General features: G+C 63.0%; 24 protein-coding genes. 10 read left to right on the top strand and 14 right to left on the bottom strand.

The genetic code is table 11. The features are described from left to right. Nucleotides 1-9 precede the first annotated feature (9 nt). From zapD to GTP69_RS17550, 3 genes are all read right to left on the bottom strand, one after another. Complete coding sequence (gene zapD, locus GTP69_RS17560; protein WP_161056074.1) at nt 10-765, bottom strand: cell division protein ZapD; 756 nt, start codon at nt 763-765, stop codon at nt 10-12. A gap of 101 nt (nt 766-866) precedes the next feature. Next, nucleotides 867-1475, bottom strand: a complete 609-nt coding sequence (gene coaE / locus GTP69_RS17555) for a dephospho-CoA kinase (RefSeq protein WP_161056073.1) — start codon at nt 1473-1475, stop codon at nt 867-869. Beyond that, nucleotides 1472-2344 carry a prepilin peptidase gene (locus GTP69_RS17550; RefSeq protein WP_161056072.1) on the bottom strand — a complete coding sequence of 291 codons (873 nt, stop codon included), beginning with the start codon at nt 2342-2344 and terminating at the stop codon, nt 1472-1474. The genes coaE and GTP69_RS17550 overlap by 4 nt, the downstream gene beginning before the upstream one ends. A 155-nt stretch (nt 2345-2499) precedes the next feature. On the opposite strand from GTP69_RS17550, the gene GTP69_RS17545 reads away from it, so the two are divergent. Then, nucleotides 2500-3279 carry a sensor histidine kinase gene (locus GTP69_RS17545; RefSeq protein WP_161056071.1) on the top strand — a complete coding sequence of 260 codons (780 nt, stop codon included), beginning with the start codon at nt 2500-2502 and terminating at the stop codon, nt 3277-3279. Here GTP69_RS17545 and GTP69_RS17540 read toward each other — a convergent pair. The 7 genes from GTP69_RS17540 to GTP69_RS17510 form a co-directional block, all read right to left on the bottom strand. Beyond that, the gene (locus GTP69_RS17540; protein ID WP_161056070.1) at nt 3262-4485 is read right to left on the bottom strand and encodes a type II secretion system F family protein; all 1224 of its coding nucleotides are present in this window, start codon (nt 4483-4485) and stop codon (nt 3262-3264) included. The genes GTP69_RS17545 and GTP69_RS17540 overlap by 18 nt on opposite strands. Before the next feature lie 12 nt (nt 4486-4497). After that, nucleotides 4498-6228, bottom strand: a complete 1731-nt coding sequence (gene pilB / locus GTP69_RS17535) for a type IV-A pilus assembly ATPase PilB (protein ID WP_161056069.1) — start codon at nt 6226-6228, stop codon at nt 4498-4500. A 131-nt stretch (nt 6229-6359) separates the two neighbouring features. Next, nucleotides 6360-7640 carry an HlyC/CorC family transporter gene (locus GTP69_RS17530; protein WP_161056068.1) on the bottom strand — a complete coding sequence of 427 codons (1281 nt, stop codon included), beginning with the start codon at nt 7638-7640 and terminating at the stop codon, nt 6360-6362. 129 nt (nt 7641-7769) lie between these two features. Beyond that, nucleotides 7770-8111: a FlxA-like family protein gene (locus GTP69_RS17525; protein WP_161056067.1), complete on the bottom strand. Its 342-nt coding sequence runs from the start codon at nt 8109-8111 to the stop codon at nt 7770-7772. A gap of 44 nt (nt 8112-8155) precedes the next feature. Beyond that, the gene (locus GTP69_RS17520; RefSeq protein WP_161056066.1) at nt 8156-8386 is read right to left on the bottom strand and encodes a pentapeptide MXKDX repeat protein; all 231 of its coding nucleotides are present in this window, start codon (nt 8384-8386) and stop codon (nt 8156-8158) included. A 54-nt stretch (nt 8387-8440) separates the two neighbouring features. Further along, nucleotides 8441-9172 carry a molybdopterin-dependent oxidoreductase gene (locus tag GTP69_RS17515; protein WP_371867995.1) on the bottom strand — a complete coding sequence of 244 codons (732 nt, stop codon included), beginning with the start codon at nt 9170-9172 and terminating at the stop codon, nt 8441-8443. A 73-nt stretch (nt 9173-9245) separates the two neighbouring features. After that, nucleotides 9246-9848, bottom strand: a complete 603-nt coding sequence (locus tag GTP69_RS17510) for a cytochrome b/b6 domain-containing protein (protein WP_161056064.1) — start codon at nt 9846-9848, stop codon at nt 9246-9248. A 114-nt stretch (nt 9849-9962) separates the two neighbouring features. On the opposite strand from GTP69_RS17510, the gene GTP69_RS17505 reads away from it, so the two are divergent. Both GTP69_RS17505 and GTP69_RS17500 read left to right on the top strand, forming a co-directional pair. Then, a complete protein-coding gene (locus GTP69_RS17505; RefSeq protein ID WP_161056063.1) occupies nt 9963-10547 on the top strand; it encodes a sigma-70 family RNA polymerase sigma factor in 585 nt (194 codons plus the stop codon). Continuing rightward, nucleotides 10544-11185 (top strand): NrsF family protein, encoded by a 642-nt coding sequence (locus GTP69_RS17500; RefSeq protein WP_161056062.1) that lies wholly within the window; start codon nt 10544-10546, stop codon nt 11183-11185. The genes GTP69_RS17505 and GTP69_RS17500 overlap by 4 nt, the downstream gene beginning before the upstream one ends. A gap of 2 nt (nt 11186-11187) precedes the next feature. Here the strand turns inward: GTP69_RS17500 and GTP69_RS17495 are convergent, their stop codons facing one another. Beyond that, nucleotides 11188-11667, bottom strand: a complete 480-nt coding sequence (locus GTP69_RS17495) for a MarR family winged helix-turn-helix transcriptional regulator (protein ID WP_161056061.1) — start codon at nt 11665-11667, stop codon at nt 11188-11190. 95 nt (nt 11668-11762) lie between these two features. On the opposite strand from GTP69_RS17495, the gene GTP69_RS17490 reads away from it, so the two are divergent. Further along, nucleotides 11763-13094, top strand: a complete 1332-nt coding sequence (locus GTP69_RS17490) for a chloride channel protein (RefSeq protein WP_161056060.1) — start codon at nt 11763-11765, stop codon at nt 13092-13094. Here GTP69_RS17490 and GTP69_RS17485 read toward each other — a convergent pair. Both GTP69_RS17485 and GTP69_RS17480 read right to left on the bottom strand, forming a co-directional pair. Next, a complete protein-coding gene (locus tag GTP69_RS17485; protein WP_161056059.1) occupies nt 13088-13720 on the bottom strand; it encodes a VOC family protein in 633 nt (210 codons plus the stop codon). The genes GTP69_RS17490 and GTP69_RS17485 overlap by 7 nt on opposite strands. Next, on the bottom strand, nt 13711-15204 hold the full coding sequence (locus GTP69_RS17480) for a tetratricopeptide repeat protein (protein WP_161056058.1): 1494 nt from the start codon (nt 15202-15204) through the stop codon (nt 13711-13713). The genes GTP69_RS17485 and GTP69_RS17480 overlap by 10 nt, the downstream gene beginning before the upstream one ends. A gap of 105 nt (nt 15205-15309) precedes the next feature. On the opposite strand from GTP69_RS17480, the gene GTP69_RS17475 reads away from it, so the two are divergent. After that, nucleotides 15310-17262, top strand: a complete 1953-nt coding sequence (locus GTP69_RS17475) for an alpha/beta hydrolase family protein (protein WP_161056057.1) — start codon at nt 15310-15312, stop codon at nt 17260-17262. On the opposite strand, the gene uraH is transcribed toward GTP69_RS17475, so the two are convergent. Then, nucleotides 17263-17616, bottom strand: coding sequence for a hydroxyisourate hydrolase (gene uraH / locus GTP69_RS17470; RefSeq protein ID WP_161056056.1), 354 nt, complete (start codon nt 17614-17616; stop codon nt 17263-17265). It lies immediately after the preceding gene. A gap of 110 nt (nt 17617-17726) precedes the next feature. Here uraH and puuE point away from each other — a divergent pair, with 110 nt between their 5' ends. Genes puuE through guaD form a run of 5 tightly spaced genes read left to right on the top strand, consistent with a single transcriptional unit; the run spans nt 17727 to nt 24919 of the window. Next, nucleotides 17727-18680, top strand: coding sequence for an allantoinase PuuE (puuE, locus tag GTP69_RS17465; protein WP_161056055.1), 954 nt, complete (start codon nt 17727-17729; stop codon nt 18678-18680). Nucleotides 18681-18687: 7 nt separating this feature from the next. Beyond that, nucleotides 18688-20157: a xanthine dehydrogenase small subunit gene (xdhA, locus tag GTP69_RS17460; protein WP_161056054.1), complete on the top strand. Its 1470-nt coding sequence runs from the start codon at nt 18688-18690 to the stop codon at nt 20155-20157. A gap of 11 nt (nt 20158-20168) precedes the next feature. Beyond that, nucleotides 20169-22502, top strand: coding sequence for a xanthine dehydrogenase molybdopterin binding subunit (gene xdhB, locus GTP69_RS17455; protein WP_161056053.1), 2334 nt, complete (start codon nt 20169-20171; stop codon nt 22500-22502). Then, the gene (xdhC, locus tag GTP69_RS17450) at nt 22502-23572 is read left to right on the top strand and encodes a xanthine dehydrogenase accessory protein XdhC (protein ID WP_161056052.1); all 1071 of its coding nucleotides are present in this window, start codon (nt 22502-22504) and stop codon (nt 23570-23572) included. The genes xdhB and xdhC overlap by 1 nt, the downstream gene beginning before the upstream one ends. A gap of 30 nt (nt 23573-23602) precedes the next feature. Beyond that, entirely contained in the window at nt 23603-24919 is a 1317-nt protein-coding gene (guaD, locus tag GTP69_RS17445; RefSeq protein WP_161056051.1) for a guanine deaminase, read from the top strand. Nucleotide 24920: the final 1 nt, after the last annotated feature.

Here is a 24920-nt window from a genome sequence, read left to right as displayed (position 1 = left end):
GAGCGTACGTTAGAAGTTACAAAGCGTGAGCTCGAATGGTACATCATCTTCCAGCGGCTTGGGTTTCAGGTCGCCGCCTTGCGATGTAAAGCGCACCCACAACATATACTTGTTGGCCGAAATCTCCGGAATCGCGCCCTGCGACGCATCCAGGGTCAGGCGCAGCATCTGATACACCTTGCCCTGCAACATCTGCTGATAGCTGCCGGCCACTGCGATCATCTTCACCGGACCGCCCGAATCGCGCAGCAAGCGCAATACCAGGGCCAGCGCGTCAAACAGCGGCGCCAGCGGGGTGAACCAGGTAATGATGTCGTTAAAGCGGGCCTCGGCCGGACGCTGCTGCCAGGCGTAGTACGACGGCAAATCAAACTCGCAAGCGCCGCCGGGAATGATGGTGCGGCCGCGGATGCTCATCAGCCATTCGTTGTCGCGCACGTTCTGGCCGGTCTTGCCCTGCGCCGCCACCAATGCGCTGCTGACGCCGTCCACTTCGGACAGGATCGCATCCAGCATCTCGGGCGCCACGTTGGGATTCATGCGGTAGCCCAGCAGCGTTTGGCGCTGGCGCTCCAGTTCTTGCAGCAGGTCGGATTTCAGATCGGCGCGGCCGGCGACTTCCAGCATGTCGAAGATGGTGGACAGCGCGACGTGGTGCTGCATCGGATGTTCTTGATGCACAAAGAACTTGAATTTCTCGTACAAATCCTCCAGGCGCAGCAACGTGCGGATGCGCTCGTTGAAAGGATATTCGTAGACGATCAAAATAACATCCCTCTATAGATGGACCTGAATTCTCGTGATTTTGAAGCAAGCCAAGCAAAATTACAAACGTTGCGAAGGCATTATTGCCCTAATCTGCGAAATTACCAGCGAATTTGCAGATATAAGGCATGTAAACGCTCGACTTGGGCCTCCAACTCCGCGATTCCTGCATTATTGACAATGACATCGTCCGCCGCCGCCAACCTTTGCGCCCGGCTCACCTGCGCCGCCATGATGGCGCGGACCTGGGCTTCCGGCAAATTGTTACGCGCCATCACGCGGGCAATTTGCACCTGCTCCTCGCAGTCTACCGCCAGCACGCGCGTGACCCGCGCACGCCACGTGCCCGATTCGATCAGCAGCGGCACCGCGTAGATGACGTAGGCGCCGGTGGCGGCCGCGCCGGCGGCCAGCGCGGCGTCGCGGATGCGCGGATGCAGGATGGCTTCCAGCCGCGCCTTGGCGCCGGCGTCGCTGAATACCAGTTCGCGCATGCGGGCGCGGTCCATGGCGCCGCTGGCGTCGGCAAACGCGGCGCCGAATTCGGCGACGATGGCCGGCATGGCCGGACCCTGCGGCGCGGTCATGCTGTGGGCGATGAGGTCGGTGTCGACGATGGTGGCGCCGCGCGCCGCAAACATGTCGGCCACGGTGCTCTTGCCGCTGCCGATGCCGCCGGTCAGGCCCACGGCAAACGGGACGCTGCTCATGGATGGACGATGCCCATGGTGAGCGCGGTCAGCGGCGCGCCGTACAGCATGGCGATCAGGCCGGCCGCCGCCAGGTAGGGACCGAACGGAATCGGATTATTGCGGCCGCGCTTGGCAAACACGATCAGGCCGATGCCGACCACCGCGCCGACCACCGACGACAGCAGGATGATGGCCGGCAGCATGGTCCAGCCCATCCACGCGCCGAGCGCCGCCAGCAGCTTGAAGTCGCCATAGCCCATGCCTTCCTTGCCGGTAGCCAGCTTGAACAGCCAGTACACCGCCCACAGCGCCAGGTAGCCGACCGCCGCGCCGATCACCGCCTCCTGCAGCGGCACGTAGGTGCCGTTGACGTTCATCAGCAGGCCGGCCCACAGCAGCGGATAGGTCAGGTCGTCCGGCAGCAGCTGGGTGTCGGCGTCGATGAAGGTGAGGGCGATCAGCAGGTACAGGAACAGCAGCCCGGCCAGGCCGGACCAGCCGCTGCCGAAGCGCCAGATGACCAGCGCCGACAGCGCGCCGGTCATCAGTTCGACCAGCGGATAGCGCGGTGAAATCGGCGCCTTGCAGTTGCTGCATTTGCCGCGCAGCGCAAGCCAGCTGATCACCGGGATGTTTTCCATGGCGGTGATCTGGTGCTGGCAATGCGGGCAGGCCGAGCGCGGCACCATCAGGTTGTAGCGGGTGGTGTGCGGCAGCGGCTTGTTGCTTTCTTCCGCCACATAATTGTCCGATTCGCGCTGCATCATGATAGGCAGGCGGTGAATCACGACGTTGAGGAAACTGCCGAACAGCAGGCCGAACAAACCGGCGATGAGACTGATGGCCAGGTCGCCAGCAGGGGCAAACAGCAGGGTCGATTGCAGCATGGGGCGTCAACAAGCGTGAATGATCAGGCGCCCAGTGTAAAGCATTGCTGCAACATTGCACCTGCTTTTTTGATTGCACTACCCCGTCCGGGAGATAGTCAAAACATTGGTTCAATGGCAAGGTGGTTGCTCCGTTTATACGCTCGGAGCAAATCTTGTCGTCACCTATTATTTTGCTGCTCGGGCTACTATTAACCTGTGTGGCGCTGGGCGTCGCCGGGCTGCTGCGTTGGCGGCGCGCGCGGCGCGTCTACGAAGACCGTCTGCGCCAGCTGGCGGAACGGGAGCGCGTGGCCGCCAGTCTGCACGACACGCTGCTGCAAAGCATGCAAGGCATGATCTTGCGCTTCCAGGGCGTCGGCCACCGGCTGGCGGTCGACAGCCCCGAGCGCGCCACCATCGACAACATCCTCGACCAGGCCGACGACGTGTTGGCCGAGGGCCGGCACCAGATCCTGGCGCTACGCGTGCCGGTGGTCTACGGCGATAAGTTGAGCCAGGCATTGGCCGCTATCGGCCAGTCGCTGCAGGACAATTTCGGCATCCCGTTCAGCATGATCGTCAGCGGCCGGCCGACACCGCTTAACGGCGACCGCAGCGAAGACCTGTACGCCATCGCCCGCGAAGCACTGTACCACGCGTTCCAGCACACCCAAGCCAGCAACGTCGAGCTGGAGCTGGTGTACGGCTGCGAGTTCTTTTCAGTGTATGTGCGCGACAACGGCACCGCTACTGCGACGCTGCTGGCCGGGCTGGCAGCGATGCGCGAGCGGGCCGCGCGGCTGTCCGGCACGGTCGACGTGCTGACCTTGCCGGAGCAGGGCACCGAGCTGGTGATCAAGGTGCCCGGCGCCGTGTGCTACCAGACGCCGCGCCAGCTGGGCTGGCGCCACCGGCTGGCGGCATGGCTGCATCCGTCAGACCACCGCGCCTAGCTTGAAGATCGGCAGGTACATGGCCACCACCAGGCCGCCGATCAGCACGCCCAGGATGACCATGATGGCCGGCTCCATCAGCGCCGACAGCGACGCCACGGCTTCGTCCACTTCGTCTTCGTAGAAATCGGCCACCTTGCCCAGCATGGCGTCCAGCGAACCGGACTCTTCGCCGATGGAGACCATCTGCGTAACCATGTTGGGGAACACGTCGGCGTTCTGCATCGCCACGGTCAGGCTGGTGCCGGTGCTGACTTCGGTCTGGATCTTGCGCGTGGCGTCCAGGTAGACGGCGTTGCCGGCCGCGCCGCCGACCGAGTCCAGCGACTCCACCAGCGGCACGCCGGCCGCGAACATGGTCGACAGCGTACGGGTCCAGCGGGCGATGGTGGCTTTGCGAATGACTTCGCCAAACACCGGCAGCCGCAGCAGCAGTTTGTCCATGAAGCGCTGCATTTGCAGCGAGCGCTGCCAGGCACGGAAGAAGAAATAAATGGAGGCGAACAGGCCGCCGAAGATGATGTACCACCATTTGACGAAGAATTCCGACAGCGCCATCACGAACAGCGTCGGCGCCGGCAGGTTGGCGCCGAAACTGGTGAACACTTCCTTGAAGGCCGGCACCACCCAGATCATGATCACCGCCGTGACCAGGAAGGCCACCGCCAGGATCGACACCGGATAGGTCAGGGCCGACTTGATCTTGGCCTTGATGGCGATCGTCTTTTCCTTGTAGATCGCCAGCCGCGTCAGCAGGTCTTCCAGGATGCCGGCCTGTTCGCCGGCGCCCACCAGGTTGCAGAACAGCGGATCGAAATACAGCGGGAACTTGCGGAATGCCTGGTTGAGGCTGGTGCCGGTTTCGATATCGGCGCGCAAGTCCATCACCAGTTTGGAGACCGATGGATTGGCGTGGCCCTTGCCGACGATGTCGAACGATTGCAGCAGCGGCACGCCGGCTTTCATCATCGTCGCCAACTGGCGCGTGAAAAGCGTGATGTCCTTGTCGGTGACTTTCTTGCCCGAGCGGTACACCTTCTTCTTGACCTTGGTGACCATGATGCCCTGGCGGCGCAGCGTGACGTTGACCACTGCTTCGCCGCCGGCGCGCAGTTCGCCGCGCACGGTCTTGCCGGTTTTGTCCTTGCCTTCCCAGGCGAAGACCGATTCCTTGACCTGATTGCCCGCGCTGCGCGATAGTGCCATGATCTTGTCCCGTTATTCGTTGGTGCAGCCGAGCACTTCTTCCAGGCTGGTGAGGCCACCTTTGACCTTGACCAGGCCGGACTGGCGCAGCGACTTGACGCCTTCCGCCTCCGACTGCGCGGCGATCTGCATGGCGTTGCCGTGTGCCAGGATCAAGTTCTCGATCGCGGGCGTGATCGGCATGATCTGATAGATGCCGACCCGGCCTTTGTAGCCGCCGCCGTTGCAGCGCTCACAGCCGACCGGGCCGTAGGGTTTCCAGCTGCCGTCCAGCTCTTCCGGCTTGAAGCCGGCCTTGATCAGCAGTTCGGGCGTGATGTCGACCGGCTGTTTGCAGCTGCACAGGCGGCGCGCCAGGCGCTGGGCGGTAATCAGGATCACCGACGAGGCGATGTTGAACGGCGCCACGCCCATATTCATCAGCCGCGTCAGCGTCGACGGCGCGTCGTTGGTGTGCAGCGTGGAAAACACCATGTGCCCGGTCTGCGCCGCCTTGATGGCGATGTCGGCCGTCTCCAGGTCGCGGATCTCGCCGACCATGATGATGTCCGGGTCCTGGCGCAGGAAGGACTTCAGCGCCACCGGGAAGGTCAGGCCGGCCTTGTCGTTGACGTTGACCTGGTTCACGCCGGGCAGGTTGATCTCGGCCGGATCTTCGGCGGTCGAGATGTTGATGCCGGGCTTGTTCAGAATGTTGAGGCAGGTGTACAGCGACACCGTCTTGCCTGAGCCGGTCGGCCCGGTCACCAGCACCATGCCGTAGGGACGCTGGATGGCGTCCAGCAGCAGCTCGCGCTGATCGGGATCGTAGCCGAGCGAGTCGATGCCCATCTGCGCCTGGGTGGCGTCCAGAATCCGCATCACGGTCTTTTCGCCGAACAGCGTCGGCAGCGTCGAGATGCGCAGGTCGACGGTCTTGGTCGGCGAGACGATCAGGCGCATGCGGCCGTCCTGCGGCACGCGCTTTTCCGAGATGTCCAGCTTGGCCAGCACCTTGATGCGCGAGACCAGTTTTTCCTTGATCGAAATCGGCGGCTGCGCATGTTCCATCAGCACGCCGTCGACGCGGAAGCGGATGCGGTAAAACTTTTCAAACGGCTCGAAGTGCAAGTCGGAAGCGCCGAGGTTGACGGCGTCCATCAGCATCTTGTTGAGGAAGCGCACCACCGGCGCGTCCTCGACTTCGTTGGCGGCATTGTCGGCGGCGGCGCTGGAGGTTTCCTCTTCCTCGGCGAACTGGATTTCGGCTTCGTCGCCGGCCAGGTCGGCAATGCTTTGCTCGCTGCTCTTGTTGAGGCGCGCCAGCAGTTGCAGCAGCGCGTCGTGCGCGACGATCACCGGTTCGACGGTGGACTCGGTCTGGAACTTGATCTGGTCCAGCGCCTGCGTGTTGGTCGGATCGGAAATCGCCACCGACATCTTGTTGCCGCGCTTGGACAAGGCGATCACGCGCTGCGTCTGCATCAGCTTGTTGTCGATGATCTTGGCCGGCAGGGCGTCGATGCTGAGCGTGTTGACGTCCAGGAGCGGGTAGGCGAAGGTTTCGGCGCAGAAGGCGGCCAGCGCCTTCGATTCAATCGCGCCACTGGACAGCAGCACGTCGATGAAAGCCTGCTTGTCCGCGACTGATTTTTTTTGCAAGGCTTCGGCCTGGACGGCGGAAAGCCGTCCTGCTTGCATCAATGCCCGCGCCAGTCCCGGCATCGGGGCGCCTGGCACTGCGTTCGGGAGGACTGCGGCCATAGAAGCGTCGGTCAGGTTGGAGGAGGCAATCTCACAATCATGCTCTCAGGCATTATTTTTGTAAAGCCCGCTTAACCGATTTTACTCCGCTCTGTTGCGCCCGCCCACGCGTTTGCGTGGTTTTACCGGTGCTAGTGGCCGGGTGGGCGTCGCAATTTGACGACTTTGATGGCCTGGTCGTGCACTTGCACCACTTCAATGATGCACTGGTCGACCTTGATGCTGATCGGCGCGTCTGGAATTTCTTGCAACAGTTCCAGCAGCATGCCGTTCAAGGTCTTGGGACCGTCGAGGGGGAAGGACAGGCCGAGGCGCTTGTTGACGTCGCGCAGCGGGGTGGCGCCGTCCAGCAGGCATTCGCCGTTGGCGTCCCAGCCGAAGCTGTCGGCTTTGGCGGCGCCCGGCGTGGACGTGGTGAATTCGCCAATCATTTCTTCGATGATGTCGTCCAGCGTGACCAGGCCCTGCACCTCGCCGTATTCGTCGACGATGATGCCGAGCCGTTCCTTGTTCTCCTGGAAATACTGAAGCTGGGTGAACAAACGGGTGTCCTGCGGAATGAAGTAGGGCGTGGTCAGCAGTTCGCGGAAGTGCTCGATGGTCAGCTCTTCTTCCTGGTTCAGCAGCGCCACCGCCTTGCGCACGTGCAGGATGCCGACGATGCGGTTGATCTCGCCTTCGTAGACGGGCAGCTTGTTGTGGTAGCAGGTAGTCAGCTCGCGCTTGATTTCTTCGACCGGTAATTCCAGATTCAGTGCCTCGACCTGCGCGCGCGGCGTCATGATGTCTTCGACCGAGACGGTCTCCAGGTCGAACAGGTTGAGCAGGATGCTCTTGTGCTTTTGGGGGATGAAATTGCCCCCCTCCAGCACGATCGAACGCAACTCTTCCGGCGACAGGCGCGGGTCGTGCGCGTGCGAGCCGGCCTTGATGCCGAACACTTTCAGCAGCTGCGACACGAACAGGTTGACGAACCAGATCATCGGCTTGGCCAGCGCCATCAGCGGCTTCAGGATCATGCTGGTCGGCAGCGCGATTTTTTCCGGGAAGGTGGCGCCGATGACTTTCGGCGAAATCTCGGCGAACACGATCAGCAGGAAAGCCACTACGCCGGTGGAAATGGTGATGACGTTGTCGTCGTGGCCGAAAGTCTGGATGGCCAGCGAGGTGACCAGCGCGGTGGCGGCGGCGTTGAACAGCGTATTGGCGATCAGTACCAGCGACAGCAGCTTGTCGGTGCGGTCCAGCAGCCACAGCGTGGTGATGGCGCGACGGCTGCCGCGTTTGGCTTCATGGCGCAGGCGATAGCGATTGGCCGCCATCAAAGCGGTTTCCGCCATCGCGAAGAAGGCTGAACACAGGATCAGGAAGAAGAGTGCAAGTAATTGCACCCAAAGGGGCACGGTATCCAAGGGTCACCGTAAAGAATCTTGCATGGGAAGGTGGCGAACCGGTCAGGCGCCAGCAGAAAGCAACAGTCTTGAATTCTAAGTCAATGATGAGTTGGATGCAAGTTTGTCTATGCGGCGGGTGCGTCCGTTTCAGGCAAAGACATCGATCAGGCTGCCATAGCCCGTCGTTGGGGATGAGGCCGCCGCCGGCGCGGTTGCCTGCGAGGCCGGCTGTGGTGCAGCCTGGTTGTCGGGGCGATTCTGTGCCTGAGCGATGCGCTGTTCAATCTGGCTGATGCGGGCCGAGATGGCTTGAATATCCGACTTGCCTTGCGGTGTTTTGGCGGACGCGCAATTGACGCAGTCGGACAACTGCTTTTGAAAACGCTCCAGCTGCGCCTGCAAACTGGTGGCGGACGGCGCCCCTCCGCCATAAGCGGTAGAGGCGGCCGAGGCGGTCGCGGAAGCGGCAACTGTCAGGGATGATGACATGACGGATTCTCAGGCGTGCCCGGCGTGGTGGCCGGGCGCAGTCATTATTTTTTCATCGTGTCTTTGGTCATCTCATCCTTCTTCATATCGTCCTTTTTCATCTCGTCCTTGGCCATTTTGTCTTTGTGCATCGGCTTTTTCATGGCATCTTTTTTCATGCCGTCCTTGGCCATGGCGTCCTTGGACATCTCTTCTTTCTTCATCGCGTCCTGGGCGTAGACGGCGCCGGACATCATCAGGCAAGCGGCGATCAAGGTGGTGGTGATTTTGTTCATGATGTTTCCTCTGTGAGTAAATTAGACAACGTGGGTACTGCTACTGCATGGCGGTCAACTGCCGCCGAACCAGTTATAGCCCTGGTCTTCCCAATACCCGCCGGGGTAGGTATTGGTGACGAAGATGGCCTGGATGTGTTTCGGATTCTTGTATCCCAGCTTGGTCGGCATGCGCAGCTTCATCGGAAAGCCATAGCGTGGCGGCAGGGTCTGGTTGTTATAGCTCAGCGCCATCAGCGTTTGCGGATGCAGGGCGGTGGCCATGTCGATACTCGTGAAGTAGTCGTCGGCGCATTTGAAGCCGACATATTTCGCGCTCAGGTCCGCGCCCACGTGGCGCAGGAAATGCGAGAACGGCACGCCGCCCCACTTGCCGATCGCGCTCCAGCCTTCGACGCAGATGTGGCGCGTGACTTGCGACTGCTGGGGCAGGGCGCGCAGCTGGGCTAGCGTCCATGGCTTGCGGTCGGCGATCATGCCGCTCAGTTCCAGCCGCCAGCTGTCGCCATCGACCTCGCGGATTTCCTCTTCGCCGTAGTAGGCGTTGAAGGGGAAGGGCTGGGCGATCATGGAATCGGGATAGGTCGGCGACAGACGGTTGGGATCGAACAGCAGCCCCTGGACGCGGTCGTTAAAGCGCGAGATGCCGGTCAGCGCCGCATCGATGCTTTCCTGGTTGTCGGGCGCGCAACCGGTGAGCAGGGTCAGGCCGCCGAGCGTCAGGCTGCGCTGCAGGAAGGCGCGGCGGGATGGCTGGGCGATGCGGCCGATGGCGTCCGCCAGCATGGCGGCGCCTTCGGCGGGAATCTCGATCTGGCGTTTCTTAAAGCGTTGCATCAGGATGTCTCTCATTTCATGATTAGCGGCCGCGCAGCATGGCCAGCAGCGTGCGCGGCACCAGCGCCACCATCACCACATGCACCACGATGAAGCCGCACAGTCCGGCCATGGCGAAGAAGTGCACGCGCCGCGCCGCCTCATAGCCGCCGACCAGTTCGCGCAACAGCGGAAATTGCACGGACTTCCACAGCACCAGTCCGGACAGCACCAGCACCAGGCTGTCGAGCATGACGAACACATAGGCCAGCCGCTGCACGCTGTTGTAGTGGCGCGGATCGGCATGGGCAAGTTTTCCGCGCAAGGCGGCGCCGAGATCGCGCAGCACCTGGCGTGGCATAATCGGGAAAAATTGACGCCGCAGGCGACCGGAAAACAGGTTGATCAGCAAATACAGGATGCCGTTGGCGAACAGCAGCCACATCGCGGCGAAGTGCCACTGCAACGCGCCGCCCAGCCATCCGCCCAGCGTGATGCCGCGTGGGATGGCGAAGTCGAAAAATTGCGTGGCGTTGTAGATGCGCCAGCCACTGGCGACGAGTAACAGCACCGCCGTGGCGTTGAGCCAATGCGTCAACCGCAGCCAGAGCGGATGGATGGTGCTGTGTGTGGCGATGGCATTCATACGGAATCGGTCGGGATTGTCGTTGGCGATAACAGGTAGTTCGCAGCCGCGCCGGCATCGGTTACAGGGGAGTGAATAAATTTTTTTTGCCACAGGCTGTAACCTAAGGCGGCGATGCAACGAATACCTGAGGTGGATCCTTTACGCAGCACTGAATTACGCCTGCATGCCTTGTTCTTGCAAGGCACGGCCGGTGACGCCCTGGCATACCGTCGCTTCCTGCAGGCGACGGCGACGCATTTGCGCGCCTTTTTGCGACGGCGCCTGAGCCGCTGGCCGGACGAGGTGGAGGATCTGGTGCAGGAGGCGCTGCTGGCCATCCACAACCAGCGCCTCAGCTACGATACCGGCGTGCCGTTGACATCCTGGATGTACGCGATTGCGCGCTACAAGCTGATCGACTGGCTGCGGCGGCATGCCCGGCAGGACAGCCTGCACGACTCGCTGGACGACGTCGACGAGGGCGAGCATGCGTTGTTTTCCAGCAGCGACGAAGCAGCCGGCGACGCCCGGCGCGACCTGACCAAATTACTTGCGCTGCTGCCGGAGAAGCAGCGCGATGCGATCATTCTCACCAAGCTGGAAGGGCTGTCGGTAAGCGAGGCCGCAGACAGCTTGCAGGTGTCGGATGCGGTCATCAAGGTCTCGGTACACCGGGGCTTGAAAGCGCTGGCGACTATTTTAAGAGAAGCGACATGAAGACCGATGACCTGATCATGATGTTGTCCAGCGGGCCGGACGTGCGTCCCGCGCCGCGGCCGCTTACGGCCAGCCTGTTGCCGTTGTCTGCTGGTTTGCTGGCCTGCGTGGTGCTGATGCTGGTGTTGCTGGGCGTTCGCAGCGATCTGATGCAGGCGGCGGCATTGCCAGCGTTTTGGCTGAAGGTGTCGTTCCCGCTGTTGCTGGCGTGGGCTGGCTGGCTGACGGCGAAGCGTCTGGCCGCGCCGGGAGCGCGCATAGCGGCGTTGCCCTTGTATCTTGGCGCGCCGGTGGTGGCGTTGTGGTGCATCGCCGCCATCCTGCTGTGGCAAGCTGGTCCCGAGGCGCGCACGCCGCTGTTCTGGGGCGCGACCTGGCGTTACTGCCCCTTGCTGATCGCACTCCTGTCCATGCCGCTATTCATTGCCGCACTGCGCGTCATGCGCGGCCTGGCGCCGACGCGTTTGCGTTTGGCTGGCGCGGCCGCAGGGTTTGCAGCCGGCGCCACCGCAGCCTTGGTGTATTGTCTCCATTGCCCTGAGATGAGTCCGGTATTTGTCGGCTTCTGGTATCTGTTGGGCATGCTGATTCCGACCGCGCTCGGCGCCTTGATCGGCCCACGCGTGCTGGCCTGGTAGCGTTAAAGGTCGGACAGCGGCGTGTCGGCGCCAGCGTTGCCGGCTTCCAGCGCTGAAATCAGGATATTGAGATCGTGTTCCAGCCGCGCCAGCGTGGCGGCATCGATGGATGCCAGCGCATCGGGCAACACGCCGGCAAATGGCATCGGGGCTTTCTCAAGACTGCGCTCCCCGGCGGGAGAGAGCGTCATCGTCACCATGCGGCGATCGGTGCTGCTTTTTGCCTGCTCAATCAATCCTTGCCCCAGCAATGTCTTGACCAGATTGCTGGCGGTGGTCTGATGAATATCCATCTTGCTTGCCAGTCCGTTGACGCCGATGCCGGGCTGCTGCTGGATCACGCTGAGCGCCCACAGCTGTGAGCCGCCGATGCCGGCGGCTTTCTCAACGTTGCGGAAATGGGTTTTGACCGCGTTAAACACAACGCGGAATTGACGCAGGACGCGGGTTGATGGCGCTGCGTCCAGTTGATTCTCATGCATGGCTGGACACTAACAAAAAGACATTGGCGTCGAGTTTAATTGACAGAGCGGTTTCGCGCAAAGTATATTTGTACAAATGTATTTTTCCGCCACCCATGAAAACCAAGCACAACATCGCCGCGTCCTTCAATCGTGAATTTCGTGATTGGCACCTCTGGGCTACCCGCGCCATTGTGGTCGCCGCCGCTTGCGTTGCCGGCCTGACGGTGGTTGCCTTTACCTGGCTGGGAGAGGAAGCGCTTGCGCTGTTCATGGACGTCGTGCGTCTCTACCCCTGGGTTACGCTGGTATGGACGCCGCTGTGTGCGGCAGCAATCGTCTGGGTCACGCGCCGCTACTTTGCTGCGGCGGCCGGATCGGGCATTCCGCAAGTGATGGCCGCGCTGGACCCGGCCGCGCCGGCGCCGGTTCAGGGAAAACTGGTCTCGCTCAAGCTGAGCGTGGCCAAGGTGGCGTTGACGACCTGGGGCTTGCTGGCCGGGCTATCGCTGGGGCGCGAGGGACCGTCGGTACAGGTCGCCGCCGGCATCATGCTGACGGCGCGGCGCTGGCTGCCCGAGCGCACCTCCGTCACCGCGCATGGCTTGCTGGTGGCGGGCGGCGCGGCGGGCATTGCTGCCGCATTCAACACACCGCTGGCCGGCATCATGTTTGCGATTGAAGAGTTGTCGCGCACGCCGGAACAGCGCAGCAGCGGACTATTGATGTCGGCCATCGTGCTGGCGGGTTTGATGGCGGTGTCGGTGTATGGCAATGCTACCTATTTCGGGATTATTCATGCGAGCGGAATCGATCTGTCGTTGCTGCTCCCCGGCTTGTTGGTCGCCGTGATCAGCGGCGGGCTTGGCGGCCTGTTCTCGCGCCTGCTGCAAGCTTCGCTGAGCGGAAATGGGCGCGATTTCATGTCCCGATTGCGCGGTGCGCGTCCGGTGCTGTTCGCGGCTGTATGCGGTTTGCTGGTGGCCGTGATCGGTTTTGTGTCGGGCGGCGCCACATTTGGCAGCGGCTACAGTCATACGCGCGATATGGTGGCCGGACAGGAGACGTTGCCAGCCCTGTTCCTTCTGTTAAAGTTTGTCGCCACCTGGCTGACCACCTGGTCGGGCGTACCGGCGGGCATCTTCGCGCCGTCGCTGGCCATCGGTGCGGCGATAGGCAATGACATTGCGTTGTTGCTGCACTCGCCCAATGCGACCGCGCTAATTGCGCTCGGCATGGTTGGCTTTCTGGCTGCGGCCACGCAGGCGCCGTTGACCTCCTTCATCATCGTGATGGAGATGGTCGACGGCCATTCGATGGTGCTGAGTCTGATGGCGTGCGCGATGGTGGCGCGTACCGTGTCGCGCGTCATCAGTGCGCCGCTGTATAGCGTGCTGGCGCAGCAGCAGCTCAGCAATGCGACTGCCTCCGGGGCTGTTGCTCAGTAGTGGAAGATCAGCGGTAGGGCGGGACGGAAGTCCTTGCTCAGGCCACGGGTTGTGTGGTCAAAGCTGATTTCCAGCAGGTGTGCATCGCCTTGCGCCAACTCGATGCCGCTGGCCAGCGCGGCTGGCGAGAGAGCTGCCAGTGACGGCATGGTACAGCGCAGGCTGGTGATGCTACCAAGGCCGCTGGCGTGATCCAGCGGCTGGCGGCGGTCGGCGGCAAATTGTTCCGGCGCCTTGCCGGCCGAGGTGTAGAACCACATCGGCTCGGACAGCGGCGCGTCTGCGATGCCGATGGTCATCCCCGGCGGCAGGTAGGCTGGCGTGTAATCCCAGGTGGCAAACGGCACGGCGGGACGGAAGCAGATGCCGAACGGCGAGGCCGCGCCGGTATCGTCGGCCGACAGGCGTTCGCGCAGCATGGTCGGCCGCGTCTGCGCATTGGCGACTTCCTCCGCATCGGCAATCCACAGCAATTCGATAAACGCGTTGGCGAAGAAGAAGCGGCGGTTGGCCGTGCCCTGGCCGGGATGCGTGTTGCCGCTGCCTTCTCTCAGGCCGAGCCCCCGCAACAGTTCGGCCTCGCCGCCGCCGGGTGAAACGCGGATGAAGACATGGTCTATTTGCATAACAGGAAAGCGTGAGCGGCAATCGGTGCGCCATTTTCCTGGCGCGCTTCCAACGCTTGCGTAGCTAGCACGGTGAACCCGGTGTCGGCGGCCAGGCGGCGCAGGTAGTCTTCCGTGTGGGCGTAGCGGTTGGACGGACGCAGCACATAGTCGGCGCCGTCACCGGCTTCGACCGAGAAGCAGAAACGGCCGCCCGGACGCAGCGCCGCATGCACCGTGCGGAACACCGGCGCCAGGTCGCCGATATAGACGAAGACGTCGGCCGCCACCGCCAGATCCCAGCTGGCGTCGCGACCGTGCAGGTAGCTGGTGAGGTCGGCGCAAGCCAGCGAATCGTACAGGCCGCGCTCGGCCGCTTTGTCCAGCATCTGCTGCGACAGGTCGACTCCATCCAGCCGGCGCGAGTAGGCGCGCAGGTACGGCGCGCACAGGCCAGTGCCGCAGCCCAGGTCCACGGTGGATAATTCCGACGACGGCGCCACATGGCGCAGTAGCGCGTCCAGCACGGCCGGGGTCTGGTAGCCCAGTACTTCGGTCAGATGCTGGTCGAAGTGATTGGCGTACTGGTCGAACAGCGAGCGCACGTAGTCGTTCGGCAGCGTGGCCGGCGTTTCGCCTTCGCCGACCGAGGCCAGTGCGAAGGCGATGGTTTGCGGGTCGTCGCCATGCGCCAGTGCGGCGCGATAGGCGGCAATCGCTTCGTCGCGCCGATCCATCGAACGCAGCGCATTGCCGCGCTGGTAGTGCACCAGCGCGTAATCCGGCTTGTGCTTCAGGGCCTGGTCAAAGCTGTCCAGCGCCGCTTCGAATTCGCCCAGGCGCTGTAGCGATGCGCCTTGCGCGCTATAGGCCTCGGCCCAGTCGGGACGCAGGTGGATGGCGCGGTCGAAACTCTCCACCGCTTCCGGCAAGTAGCGCAGGCAGTGCAGGGCTTTGCCGCGCGCCAGCCAGGCATCGGCGTAGCGGTCCTTGAGATTGAGCGCATCTTCGGCCGCACCCAGCGCGTCGAGATAGCGGCCCAGGTCTTGCAGCACGATGGCGCGGTTGCTGTGTGCTTCCGCATAGCCTGGCTGGATGCGCAGCGCGTGCTGGTAGCTGTCCAGCGCTTCCTCCAGACGGCCGAGCTTGCGCAGCGCGTTGCCGCGGTTGCTCCAGGCGAGCGCATAGGACTGATTCAGCGCCAGTGCGCGGTCGTGGCTGGCCAGCGCCTGTTCGGCGTCGCCGGCATCCAGCCAGGCCACGCCCAGGTTGCAATGGGCGTTGGCTTGCGTGCTGTCGACGGCGATGGCTTGCGAGATCAGTTCGATGGCGCCGGCCGCGTCACCCTGCTGGCGGGCGATCACACCCAGCAGATGCAGCGCGTCGAAGCGGCGCGGATCGAGTTCCAGCACTTGCCGGTACAAGGCTTGCGCCGGTTCGAGCCGGCCCTGCTGGTGCAGTTCGACGGCTTGTTGAAGGAGGGAGGCAAGCAGGGATTCAGTCATAGTGTCCGCATCTTAGCCGATGCGTGAATTCTCTCCAATTGTTTCAATTTGACAATACTGCCCAGCGTGTTAGCATTTGACTAATGCTAACTTCAAGTGCCCGTCATGCGCCTACCTCTGTTTATGCTTGCCGCCGCGTTCCCACTGATGGCCTTGGGGCAGGCAATGCCGCCGCTGGTGCCCGTGACCAGCTTCGCCAAAATGGACCAGTACTACAATCCGGTGATGTCGCCCGATGGCAAGCACCTGGCGATTACGGTACGGGTGCCGGTTGGCGCGCGCACGGTGCCGATGGTCAGCTTCTACAGCTTGCCGGATCTGAAGCTGGAAGGCACGGTGCGCATGCCGGCGTTCGAAGTGCCGGCCAGCTATACCTGGGTGGGCAATACGCGGGTGGTGGTGCAAAAGGCGATTGAGGTGGGTTCGCGCGAGCGGCCGCAGATTACCGGCGAGTTGCTGGCCATGGATTTCGACGGCAAGCAGCAGCAATATTTGTATGGCTGGAACGTGGGGATGTATGGCCGTAACCGCTACAACCCGGACGAGGGCTATGCCTATCCGGCCTACGTCTACAAGCAGGTGAATGACCATCTGCTGGTCGGTACCTACCAGTGGGACCTGGACCAGAGCGCCTTGTACGATTTTGACAGCCGCAATGGCCTGCGCAAACTGGTGACCACACTGAAGTCACCCGGCGCCTCGTTCGTGGTCGACAACGCCGGCAAGCCGCGCTTTGCCACCGGCACCGATGAAGAGGGCTATGACGTGGTGTGGCGTCTGAACGACGCCACTTCTGCCTGGGAGGAGTTCCAGCTGCAAAAAGGCGACACGCGCCTGACGCCGTTCGGCTTCTCGCCCGACAACCGCACCTTCTATGCGTGGCAGGCGGAGTCGGAAGGGCGCGTCAAGGTGATCAGCGAAGACGTGGCCGGCGGCAACCGCAAACTGCTGGCCGAAGATACGCTGGGCAGTGTCGGTTCGATCGAGTTGGGTGGACCGGGCAGCACCCCGCTGGCGGTGTATTCCGCCGTCGGCCGGCCCAAGGTCACTTACCTGGACCCGGCCAATCCGGATACGCCGCTGATGCAGGACATGGCGCGCCAATTCCCGGACCATACGGTGCGTCTGGTGAGCGAGTCGGCCGACCAGAACCAGGTGCTGTTCTGGGTGATGAGCGACCGCGATCCCGGCGCCTATTATCTGTACAACCGCAAGGCCAACAAGGCCGACATGCTGTTCGCCTCGATGGACGAGATCGAGCCGGAGCACATGGCGGCGCGCCGGCCGGTCCTGTTCAAGGCGCGTGACGGCCAGGAGATCGATGGCTACCTGACGCTGCCGGCGTTCAAGACGGCGAACAAGCCGCCGCTGATCCTGATCCCGCACGGCGGCCCTTACGGCAGTCGCGACAGCTGGTACTTCGACAGTGATGCGCAGTTCCTGGCCAATCGTGGCTACGCTGTGCTGCAAGTGAATTTCCGCGCCTCGGGCGGCCGTGGCGAGGGCTTTGAACGTCAGGGCTACCGTCAGTGGGGCGGCAAGATCATGGACGACCTGGTCGATGGCGTGAAGTGGGCCGTCGCGCAGGGCGACGTCGACGGCGCGAAGATGTGCGTCTACGGCGCCAGCTTCGGCGGCTATTCGGCGTTGATGCTGGCCGCGCGCGAGCCGGACCTGTTCAAGTGCGCGGTCGGCTATGCCGGCGTGTACGACATCGCGCTGATGCAAACCGAGGACGGCGTCGCCGGCAACAGCCGCCGAATCGCCTGGAACAAGCGCACATTTGGCGAGGACAAGGCGGAGTGGAACCGCTATTCGCCGAACCTGCAAGCGGCTAGCATCAAAGCCGGCGTGCTGCTGATCCACGGCGGCAAGGACAAGCGCGCGCCGAAGGAGCATGCGTTCCTGATGAAGGCGGCGCTGGAGAAAGCCGGCCATCCGCCCGAGTGGTATTACGTCGATTACGAAGGCCACGGTTTCTACGACACCGAAAACCAGGCGGAGTTCTACCGTCGCCTGGAAAGCTTCTTTGCCAAGTATCTCGGCAAGCCGCGCTGATCAACTGCCGCGATAGGTCGAGTACGCCCACGGCGAGACGACCAGCGGCACGTGGTAGTTTTGGCTGGCATCGGCAACGCCGAAAGCCAGCGTCACCTCGTCGATAAACTTCGGTTCCGGCAGCGTGACGCCTTGTGCGTCGAAATATGCACCAGCACTGAACACCAGTTCGTATTTGCCCTGTTTTAGTGCATCGCCTTCCAGCAGCGGTGTGCTGCAGCGGCCGTCGGCGTTGGTCACGTCGTTCTTCAGCAACTGCCGCCCCTGCGGCCCCACCGCGTATAAAGCCACCTTGACGCCGGCGCCTGGCTTGCCTTGGGTGATGTCGAGAACGTGCGTGCTGAGTTTGCCCATAGTGTGGTCCTATATCCGTAGGTGACGAGTATCTATTGTACAAATCATATACCGCCATGCGCATTGGCATATATGATTAAGGATATATTCCCCATAGACTTGCCTGCGCCATGACCACTTACGACAACTACCCGCGCGACATGATCGGCTACGGCCCGAAACCGCCGCATGCGCAGTGGCCGAACCAGGCCCGCGTGGCCCTGCAGTTCGTACTGAACTACGAAGAGGGCGGCGAGAACAATGTGCTGCACGGCGACGCCGGCTCCGAGACCTTCCTGTCCGAGATCATCGGCGCGGCCTCGTTCAGCAATCGCCACATGAGCATGGAGTCGCTGTACGAATACGGCTCGCGCGCCGGCTTGTGGCGTTTGCTACGCATGTTCGAAGAACGCAAGCTGCCGCTGACGGTGTTTGGCGTATCGATGGCGTTGAAGCGCCATCCGGAGGCGGTGGCGGCGTTCCAGCAGCTGGGGCACGAAATCGCCTGCCACGGCCTGCGCTGGATCACCTATCAGAACATGGACGAAGCCACCGAGCGCGCGCACATGAAGGAAGCGGTGGACATCATCCGCGAACTGACCGGCAGCGCGCCGCAAGGCTGGTACACCGGCCGCGATTCGCCGCAGACGCGCAAGCTGGTGATGGAACACGGCGGCTTCCGCTACGACGCCGACAACTACGGCGACGACCTGCCGTTCTGGCAGAAGGTCGGCTACACCAACAGCGACGGCGTGGCAGTCAGCGCGCCGCAGCTGATCGTGCCGTACACGCTGGACACCAACGACATGCGCTTCGCCGCCGCGCAGGGCTTCAACTCCGGCACGCAGTTCTTCGATTACCTGAAGGACGCCTTCGATGTGCTGTACGCCGAAGGTGATCCGGAAGGATTGAATCAGCCGAAGATGCTGTCCATCGGCCTGCACTGCCGCATCGTCGGCCGGCCGGCGCGGGCGGCTGCGCTGGCGCGTTTCCTCGACTACGTGCAAAGCCACGACAAGGTCTGGATCACGCGCCGTATCGATATCGCCGAACACTGGCGCAAGGTTCACCCATTTGTAGATTGAGATTGTGATGTCCGAACCGATTCGCTTTTACTTCCGTGGCGCTGTGCAGGAAATTCATGACGCCGCGCCAACCCGCACCGTGCTTCAGCATCTGCGCGAGGATCTGCATTGCACCGGCACCAAGGAAGGCTGCGCCGAAGGCGATTGCGGCGCTTGCACGGTGGTTGTCGGCAGCCTGAATGTGGCCGGCCAGCTGGAGATGAAGGCGGTGAACTCCTGCATCCAGTTCGCGCCTACGCTGGACGGCAAGGCACTGTTCACGGTGGAGGATATGCAGCAGCCGGATGGCGCGCTGCATCCGGTGCAGCAGGCGATGGTGGAATGTCATGGCTCGCAATGCGGTTTCTGTACGCCGGGCTTCGTCATGTCCTTGTGGGGCATGTACCTGGACAAGGACGGCCAGCCGGCGCAGCGCAAGGAGATTGACGATTGCCTGTCCGGTAATCTGTGCCGCTGCACCGGCTATCGCCCGATCATCGATGCGGCGCATCGCATGACCGAACTGCCGAAAGTGTCGTTCGACCGCGCGGCGTTGACTCAGCAGCTGCAAGCCTTGCAGCGCGAAGCTGGTTCCACCTATACCGCACGCGGCCAGACGTTCCACGCGCCGCGCACGCTGGAAGAACTGGTGACGCTGCGCGCTGCGCATCCGAAAGCGACGCTGCTGGCCGGATCGACCGACATCGGCCTGTGGGTGACCAAGCAAATGCGCGAACTGGGCGACATCATTTATCTCGGCCACGTCAGCGCACTGCAAAGCGTGCAGCAGCAGGACGGCATGCTGGAAATCGGCGCCGGCGTGTCGCTGAATGCGGCGTATGAGGCGCTGTGCGAGCTGTACCCGGCGCAGCTGGGCGAGTTGTGGCAGCGCTTTGCCTCGCTGCCGATCCGGAATGCGGGCACGTTAGGCGGTAATGTCGCCAATGGTTCGCCGATTGGCGATTCGATGCCGTGGATGATCGCGCTGGGCAGCGAAGTGGTGTTGCAAGGCCCATCCGGCCGTCGCGTGCTGGCGCTGGAGGCCTTCTATCTCGATTATCAGAAAAAGGATATGCAGGCCGACGAATTCGTCGCCGCCGTACGCGTGCCGCTGCCGCGCGCCGACGTGCAGTTCCGTACCTACAAGCTGGCCAAGCGCTTTGACCAGGATATCTCTGCGGTGTGCGCGGCGTTTGCGTTCACGCTGGATGGCGACAAGGTGGTGGATGCGCGCATCGCGTTCGGCGGCATGGCGGCCACGCCGCGCCGGGCGCCGCGTGCCGAGGCGTCGCTGACCGGCCTGACCTGGAGTGAAACCAATCTGCGCGTAGCGATGGACCAACTGGCGCAAGACTTTGCGCCGTTGTCGGACATGCGCGCGTCGAGCACCTATCGCATGCAGACGGCGCAGAATCTGCTGCGCCGCTTCTGGCTGGAGACGCGCGCCGATGCGCCGCTTGCGGCCGATGCCGTCAACGCTTTCGCTTGCCGCGCCTGAAAGGAGCCATCATGAATCAACCCGTTGCTCCCGCTGCGATTGCGGAATCTGCATGGAAGGCCGTGGGCGTATCGCGTCCGCACGAATCGGCCGAGCTGCATGTGCTGGGCCAAGCCACTTACACCGACGATATCCCCGAGCTGCAAGGCACGCTGCATGCGGCGCTGGGCTTGTCGTCCAAGGCGCATGCGCGCATCACGGCGATGGATCTGGCGCCGGTGCGCAGCGCGCCGGGTGTGGTGGCGGTGTACACCGCTGCCGATATCATTGGCGCCAACGACTGCGGTCCGATCATTCATGACGATCCTATCCTGTCGGCCGGCGAGGTGCTGTATGTCGGCCAGCCGATCTTTGTCGTGGTGGCGGATACGCACGACAATGCGCGCCGCGCGGCCCGCCGCGCGGTGATCGCCTATGATGAACTGCCGGCGATTTTTACGCCGCAGGACGCCAAGGCGGCCAACTCGTATGTGCTGCCGCCGATGCAGCTGACACGCGGCGACTACCAGACCGCCTTCGAGATGGCGCCGCGCGTGGTGAAGGGCCAACTGTTTGTCGGCGGCCAGGAGCAGTTTTATCTGGAAGGCCAGATCGCCTACGCGATTCCGAAGGAAGACAACGGCCTGCTGGTGCAATGCTCGACGCAGCACCCGAGCGAGATGCAGCACGTGGTGGCGCATGCCATCGGCGTGCATTCGCACAAGGTGCAGGTGGAGTGCCGCCGCATGGGTGGTGGCTTCGGCGGCAAGGAGTCGCAGTCGGCGTTGTGGGCTGCTTCGGCCGGCATCGCGGCGTCCAAGTTGCGCCGTCCGGTCAAGCTGCGCGCGGACCGCGATGATGACATGCTGGTCACCGGCAAGCGCCATTGCTTCTTCTATGAGTACGAAGTGGGCTACGACGATAGCGGCAAGATCCTCGCTGCCAAAGTGGATATGACGTTGCGCGCCGGCTTCTCGGCCGATCTGTCGGGGCCTGTGGCGACGCGGGCGGTCTGCCACTTCGATAATACTTACTATCTGTCGGACGTGGATATCCGCGCCGGTTGCGGCAAGACCAATACGCAATCGAACACGGCGTTTCGTGGTTTCGGCGGCCCGCAGGGGGCGATTGCGATTGAGTACATCATCGACGAGATTGCGCGCAACCTGGGACGCGATGCGCTGGACATTCGTCGCCAGAATTTCTATGGCACGACCGAGCGCAATGTAACGCCGTATGGCCAGGAGATTGTCGATAACGTCATCGAAGCGCTGACGGCGGAGTTGGAACAGACCAGCGAGTATCGCGCGCGGCGCAAGGCGATTGAGGCGTTCAACGCTACCAGTCCGGTGCTGAAAAAAGGGCTGGCGCTGACGCCGCTGAAGTTTGGCATTGCGTTCAACGTCACGCATTTGAATCAGGCCGGCGCGCTGGTGCATGTGTATGTGGACGGTTCGGTGCTGGTCAATCATGGCGGCACGGAGATGGGGCAGGGCATCAACACGAAGGTGATGCAGGTGGTGGCGCATGAGCTGGGCCTGGACCTCTCGCACGTGCGCATCACGGCCACCGATACTAGCAAGGTGGCGAATACCTCGGCGACGGCGGCGTCCACCGGCGCGGACCTGAACGGCAAGGCGGCGCAGGATGCGGCGCGGCAGATCCGCGAGCGGTTGGCGGCGTATGCGGTCAAGCTGTATGGCGACGAAGATGGTCAGCAGGTGCGCTTCTTCGATAACCATGTTCACGTTAACGGTCACAAGGTGCTGTTTGCGGAACTGGTGCAGAAGGCGTATCTGGCGCGGGTGCAGCTGTGGTCCGACGGTTTCTATGCGACGCCGCATCTGCATTGGAATCCGAAGACGATGAATGGGCATCCGTTCTCTTACTATGCTTACGGCGCTGCGGTGTCGGAGGTAGTGGTGGATACGCTGACTGGCGAGTGGAAGTTGCTGCGCGCGGATGCTTTGTATGATGCTGGGCGTTCGCTGAATCCGGCCATCGATATCGGTCAGGTGGAGGGCGCTTTTATTCAGGGCATGGGCTGGCTGACCACGGAGCAGTTGTGGTGGAATGCGGCGGGCAAGTTGATGACGCATGCGCCGTCCACGTACAAGATTCCGGGCATCTCCGATTGTCCGGAGGATTTCCGCGTGAAGTTGTTCGATAACGGGAATGTGGAGGACAGTATTCATCGCTCGAAGGCGGTGGGCGAGCCGCCGCTGCTGCTGCCGTTCTCGGTGTTCTTTGCGATTCGGGATGCGATTTCCGCTGTGGGCGGGCATCGCGTGAATCCGCCGTTGAACGCGCCGGCGACCAGTGAAGAGATTCTGCGGGCGGTGTCCGCAGTGGAAATGGCTTCGTAATGAATGAGTGGCTGACAGCGCAGGTGTTGGAACCGGCAGTGCTGGTGACCGTGGCGATCGTGGAGGGCTCCGGCCCGCGCGAGCCCGGCGCCAAGATGCTGGTGACGGCGCGCGGCCAGCACGATACGATCGGCGGCGGGCATCTGGAAATGTGCGCGGTGGAGTTGGCGCGCGAAATGCTGAAAGGCGCGGCCAGCCAGGGCGATGCGGCGGGGCAGGGCGCTAGCGCACGGCTGGAGCGGTATGCGCTCGGGCCGACGCTGGGGCAGTGCTGCGGCGGCGTGGTGCATCTGGCATTTGAGCTGGTTGGCGCCGAGCTGGCAAATGTGCTGACAGGTCTGCGTAGGCGCCGTCGCGACGACAACTGGCGCCTCAGTGCCCTTGACGGTCCGGCGGCCACGCTGCTGCTCGACGCGGACGGCGCAATCGTCGCCGGTGGCGAGTTCGCGGCGGTGGCAGCTAGCGGGCGCCCGGCCGCGCCAGCGCTCGATCGCGAACGCGGTACGCACATCCTGCGCGACACGGCCGGTCGTCGCTGGTTGGCCGATCCTTGCCTGGCGCCGCGCGCGCATCTGGTGCTGTTCGGCGCCGGCCACGTTGGCGCGGCCATCGTGCGCATGTTGGGCGAGTTACCGTGCACCGTCACCTGGGTCGACGAGCGTGAAGACATGTTCCCTGCCAGCCTGCCGTCCAACGTCGCCGTTGAAGCAACCGATATGCCGGAAGCCGCAGTCGCCGCCGCACCGGCCAACGCCAGCTATCTCGTCATGACCCACAGCCATGCGCTGGACCAGCGCCTGTGCGAAACTATCCTGGCCCGCGACGACGTCGGCTGGTTCGGCCTCATAGGCTCCAACACCAAGCGCGTGCAGTTCGAGCGCCGCATGGCCGCGCGCGGATTGCCGCAAGACCGCATCGACAACATGGTCTGCCCCATCGGCCTGCCGGGCATCTCCAGCAAACTCCCCGCCGCCATCGCCGCCTCCGTGTGCGCACAGCTGCTGATGGTGTGGGAACAGCAGCAAATCGCCGCCCTCAGCGCGCCAGCAAGACTGGCCGTCGCAAGCTAAACTACGCATTCAGATTCAAGAAAGATCATCATGACCACCAACCTGCAAGCCTACCGTGGCAGCTTGCTGCACTTTCTCGCCGATCCGGCCTTCAGCGATGAGTCGCACCCATCACACGATTGGCACGAAGACGGCCTGCTGATCGTCGCAGACGGCAAAGTGCAGGCCGCCGGCGACTACGCCACGCTACACGCCACGCTGCCACCGAACACCGTGGTGCACGACTACAGCGGCAAGCTGCTGATGCCCGGCTTTATCGACACACACGTCCACTACCCGCAGACCGACATGATCGCCTCGCCGGCGGAAGGCCTGCTGCCATGGCTGGAGACCTACACCTTCCCGACCGAGCGCCAGTTCGAAGACGCCGCGCACGCCGCCAACGTGGCCGAGTTCTTCCTCGATGAACTGCTCCGATGCGGCACCACCACCGCCATGGTCTACTGCACCGTGCATCCGCAATCGGTGGACGCCTTCTTCACCGCCAGCGAACAGCGCGGCCTGCGCATGGTGGCCGGCAAGGTGATGATGGACCGGAACTGCCCCGACTTCCTGCGCGACACCGCCGAATCCGGCGCGCGCGACACCGAGACGCTGATCCAGCGCTGGCACAAGCGCGGCCGCGCGCTGTACGCAATCACGCCGCGCTTCGCGCCAACCTCCACCGAACGCCAGCTGCAACTGGCCGGTGAACTGGCGGCCGCTTATCCGGACACCTTCATCCAGACCCACGTGTCGGAAAACGAAGCCGAATGCGCGTGGGTACGCGAGCTGTTCCCCAACGCTCGCAGCTACATCGACGTCTATGACAGCTACGGCATGATGCGTCCGCGCGCCATGTATGGCCACTGCATCTGGCTCAATGAACGCGACCGCCAGCGCATGGCCGAAACCCAGTCCGCCGCCGCCATCTGTCCGACTTCCAACCTGTTCCTCGGCAGCGGCCTGTTCGACTTCGAACGCGCCGACGACGCCGGCGTGCTACTCTCGCTGGCCACCGACGTTGGCGGCGGTACTTCTTTCTCCATGTTGCAAACGATGAATGAAGCCTATAAAGTAGCGCGCTTGAAGGGCAGTTACCTGCCGGCCTTGCGGATGTTTTACCTGGCCACGCTGGGCGCGGCGCGCAGCATGCAGCTGGAAGGCACGATCGGCAATTTCGCCGTTGGCGCGGAGGCCGACTTTATCGTCGTCGATCCGCAAGCCACGCCGCTGCTGCAGCGCCGTACCGCGCGCAGGGAGAGCCTGGAAGAGCTGCTGTTCGCGTTGGCGTTGCTGGGCGACGACCGCGCGATCGCCGCGACCTATTCGGCGGGCCGCCAGGTGCATGTCCGTGAAACGACTTAAT

It is taken from the genome of Duganella levis, assembly GCF_009857605.1.
GTDB lineage: Bacteria > Pseudomonadota > Gammaproteobacteria > Burkholderiales > Burkholderiaceae_D > Rugamonas > Rugamonas levis.
This window is presented reverse-complemented; position numbering and strand designations above follow the sequence as displayed.